Here is a 4051-nt window from a genome sequence, read left to right as displayed (position 1 = left end):
GAAATATCCATCACTACACCCATATCGTGTTCGATCAGTACGCAGGTCGTTTGCCAGCGTTCTTCTTCATTGATGTCTAAAATGAATCGCGCCATATCCTCGACTTCCTCTAAATTCAGGCCGGCCAGGGGCTCATCCAGTAGAAGAATTTTAGGATTGAGAGCCAAGGCCCTGGCCAGTTCGACTCGTTTTTGCAGCCCGTAGGGAAGCATGCCAACAATCTTATCCCGGATATGTTCAATCTCCAAAAGGTCGATGATCTCCTTTTCGATAAAGTCGCGGTGTTCGATCTCTTCACGTGCTGTCTTGCCAAAATAAACCGAACCACTCAACAAACCTGTTTTAAGATGAATATGGCGACCGAGCCGAATATTATCAAGCACCGTTGTACCTTTAAAAAGCTCGATCTTCTGGAAAGTCCGGGAGATGCCCATTTTGGCTCTTTGATAAGGTTTTAACTTGGTGATTTCTTTTTCTTCGAAATAGATTTTACCTTCTTGGGGGTGGTAAAGCCCATTGATGCAGTTCAAGAGGACTGTTTTCCCCGCACCATTGGGCCCAATGATGGAAAAGATCTCCCCTTTCCTGACTTCCAGGCTTACTCCCCGGAGTGCTTTCACTCCCCCGAAGGACATATGAAGGTCCTGGACTTGCAATTGAACTTCATCAGAAATAACCATTGTTCACATCTCCGTGAAGCTTCATTATTTATTAATACGGTAATCAAAAAGTTGAAATGGTCGGGGGGAAAGTGGACTCGTCACCTGTCCGCTTGGCCAAATCCCGATGGCGATCATTTGTTCAAAAATTCCCATCGGCTGCTAATATTTCCTCAAACTTAATAGATTTGTGGATATGACGGCAGAAGATAGAATCTATGTTTCAAGCCTTTTTTAGTAAACGACTTAAGTAATTTGCCATTAAGTATATTTCACTGCGAATTATCCTTAGGCAGATTCCTCACAACGATTATTTATTTTGTCGTTCACTTTAATAAAGCTTAAAAGTCGATCCATAAAGAATAGGAGGATTCTCCCGGAATAGTCGTCTATTTTCTTTCCAGTTGATAGGCAGGTTGTTTTTAGTTCTTCCAAACGAACACCTTCCCCGACCAAAAGATCAAGGCCTGGTTCATTTCTCATTTTGTTTTCCAGAAAGGAGTGGGCTACGAACGGAGTGAGTTTAAATTAATCCCCCCAAGAATGTCAATAAAAAAATGAAGGTCAGATGACCTTGTTCAGAGCATACTCGATGATCCCCTCCGCGCCTTTTCTCAATAACAAGGGGATGAGTTCCCGCACGACCTCTTCCCTGACCACGACTTCTACCGAGTACCAATCGCTTTGATACAAAGAAGCAATGGTCGGAGCATTGAGGCAGGGAAGGATCGCCACCACTTCCTTCAGGCGTTTCTGGGGAACGTTCATCTTCAAGCCAACCATCCGGTCTGCGCCCAGAGCGGCTTTGAGCAAAGTGCCAATCTGTTGAATTTTCTCTTTTTTCCATGGGTCCTGCCAGGATTCTTTGTTGGCAATCAGCCGAGGGGTGGATTGCATAAGTTCGTGGACGATGCGCAGGCCGTGAGCCCGGATGGTAGACCCTGTCTCGGTTACGTCCACGATGGCGTCCACCAACCCCTCCACAACCTTGGCTTCGGTGGTGCCCCAGGAGAATTCCACTTTGACATTGATTCCCCTTTCGCCAAAGTAGCGACGGGTAAAGGAAACAAGTTCAGTGGCCACCTTTTTGCCTTGCATGTCTTCCAGCCGCTTTATGGGTGAATCTTCCGTGACCACCAGGACCCACCGGGCTGGGCGCGGGCTTTCTTTGGAATAGATCAATTCCTGGACCTCTACCACATCGCTGCCGTTTTCTATCACCCAGTCCTTCCCTGTGATGGCCGCATCTAGGGCTCCCTCTTCTACGTAGCGGGCCATCTCCTGGGCACGGATCAGGGCGCAGGACAGCTGAGGGTCATCAACGGAGGGGAAATAATTCCGCGTGCTTACCTTGATCACCCATCCGGCCTTCTGGAAAAGATCGATGGTCGCTTTCTCCAGGCTACCCTTGGGAATACCAAACTTTAATATTTTATCCACCGTAAACCTCCTTGGGATCAAAGACGCGTTCGCCAACGGTTTCCGTCTCATTGTTCACGATCCGGCGGTAAAAGCAGGTACGGTACCCGGTATGGCAGGCTGCTCCGCCGACTTGCTCCACTTTCAGCAGGAGGGCGTCGTTATCGCAATCGATGTAGACCTCTTTGATGATTTGGACATGGCCCGAGGTTTCACCCTTGAGCCAGAGTTTCTTGCGCGAGCGGGACCAGAAACAGGCTTGGCCTGTCTCCTGCGTTTTGGCCCAACTCTCAGGGTTCATGTAAGCCACCATCAACACTTCGCCCGTCTCCCAGTCCTGGACGATGGCCGGGATCAACCCCTGTCCTCTGGCAAAATCAATTTCCAAGTCACTCATAAAAACTCCTTACAGCATAATACAAAAACCATTCACCGCGGAGCGCGCCGAGAACGCAGAGTTTTAAATATAATAAAAAACGGGGGAGTAAAGGCCATTCGTAAAAATTTTTTACCCGCCATTGTTTATTCTATCATGCTCTGCGCTCTTTGCGCTCTCTGCGGTGAAAAATATTTTTTTACGCCTGCCCCCGGTAAGCCTCAAGAGCCATGGCTATAGCCGCCATCTTCCGCCGGGGGTTAAAGATAGTCTCCAGCTTCTCTTGTAGGGACTTCTCCTTCTCGATGATACGCAGCATATCCTGAAAAAGTTCCCGCTCTTCCTCGATGAAATGGGTGGTCATCTCGCCCTTGATAAAAGAGGGGTTGCTGACTACCGCTTTAAGGAAAGGAATATTCGTGCGCACGCCGACGATGATGTATTCATAAAGCGCCCGCTTGGCTCTTTCAATGGTTTCCTGCCGGTCCCGGCCCCAGATGATCAGCTTCGAGATCATGGGATCGTAGAAAGGAGGGATGGTGTACCGGGTGTGCACACCGCTGTCCACCCGGATGCCGATGCCGCCCGGGGAGCGATAGCCCGCGAGCTTTCCCGGGCAGGGAGCAAAATTGTTCAAGGGATCTTCGGCGTTGATGCGGCACTCAATGGCCCAGCCGTTCAGGGTGATATCCTCCGGGTAGATGTCCAAAGGAAGACCGGCAGCGATCCTGATCTGCTCTTTCACCAGGTCCACGCCGGTAACAATCTCGGTGATGGCGTGCTCCACCTGGATGCGGGCGTTGACCTCGAGGAAATAAAATTGTCCTTCGGAGTAAATGAATTCGATGGTCCCGACGTTGGTGTAATTCAGGGCCCGGGCGGCAGCCACGGCCACCCGGCCCATTTCCTGGCGCAGGGCCCGGGTCATGATGGGGGAGGGAGTCTCCTCGAGAATTTTCTGATGGCGGCGCTGGATGGTGCATTCCCGCTCGCCCAGATGGAGGATATTCCCCTTCTCATCCGCCAGAACCTGAAACTCGATGTGCCTGGGTTTGGGAAGGTATTTCTCGATAAAGATTTCGTCATCGCCGAAAGCCTGGCGGGCCATGGTCTGGGAGGACTCCAGGGCGGAAAGTAATTCTTCTTCCCGCTCGATCACCTTCATGCCGATCCCCCCGCCGCCAAAGGCCGGCTTGATGATTACCGGATAACCGGTGGATTTGGAAAAACGGGTGGCATGGGCCAAATCCTTGATCTTACCCCGAGTTCCCGGAATCACCGGAAGCCCGGCCCGGGCCATGATCTGGCGGGTCATGATCTTATTCCCGGCCATCTCCAAGGTCCGGCTGGATGGACCGATGAACTTGATTCCCTCCTGTTCGCAGGCCACGGCAAAGTTCGGGTTCTCGGCCAGAAATCCGTAGCCCGGGTGGATGGCCTCGGCCTGGGCTTCCTTGGCAATGGCCATGATTCGGGGGATATTCAGGTAACTTTCCGATACCCGAGAGGGCCCCAGGTAATAAGACTCGTCGGCATAGTTGGCGAAGAGGGCTTCGCGGTCCACGTCCGAATAAACCGCCACGCTCTTAATGTCCAT

Annotated in this window: 4 protein-coding genes; all 4 read right to left on the bottom strand. The window is 51.1% G+C overall.

Annotated elements, in window-relative coordinates:
* A partial coding sequence (locus Q7V48_04630) for an ABC transporter ATP-binding protein (GenBank protein MDO9210021.1) occupies nt 1-680 on the bottom strand: 680 nt, incomplete at its 3' end.
* 543 nt (nt 681-1223) lie between these two features.
* Nucleotides 1224-2099, bottom strand: coding sequence for an ATP phosphoribosyltransferase (gene hisG, locus Q7V48_04625; protein ID MDO9210020.1), 876 nt, complete (start codon nt 2097-2099; stop codon nt 1224-1226).
* On the bottom strand, nt 2092-2475 hold the full coding sequence (hisI, locus tag Q7V48_04620) for a phosphoribosyl-AMP cyclohydrolase (protein MDO9210019.1): 384 nt from the start codon (nt 2473-2475) through the stop codon (nt 2092-2094). Before hisI ends, hisG begins: the two co-directional genes overlap by 8 nt.
* Nucleotides 2476-2653: 178 nt before the next feature.
* Nucleotides 2654-4051 (bottom strand): acetyl-CoA carboxylase biotin carboxylase subunit (locus tag Q7V48_04615; protein MDO9210018.1); only part of this gene is annotated, 1398 nt, incomplete at its 5' end.

It is taken from the genome of Deltaproteobacteria bacterium (genome assembly GCA_030654105.1).
Taxonomy (GTDB): Bacteria; Desulfobacterota; SM23-61; order SM23-61; family SM23-61; genus JAHJQK01.
Note: the sequence above shows the minus strand (reverse complement) of the source record. Positions and strands in the feature narration are given on the sequence as shown.

Excerpts from the sequence above, each read along its gene's own strand:
- hisI (MDO9210019.1), bottom strand. The coding sequence starts at position 2,475 with ATGAGTGACTTGGAAATTGATTTTGCCAGAGGACAGGGGTTGATCCCG.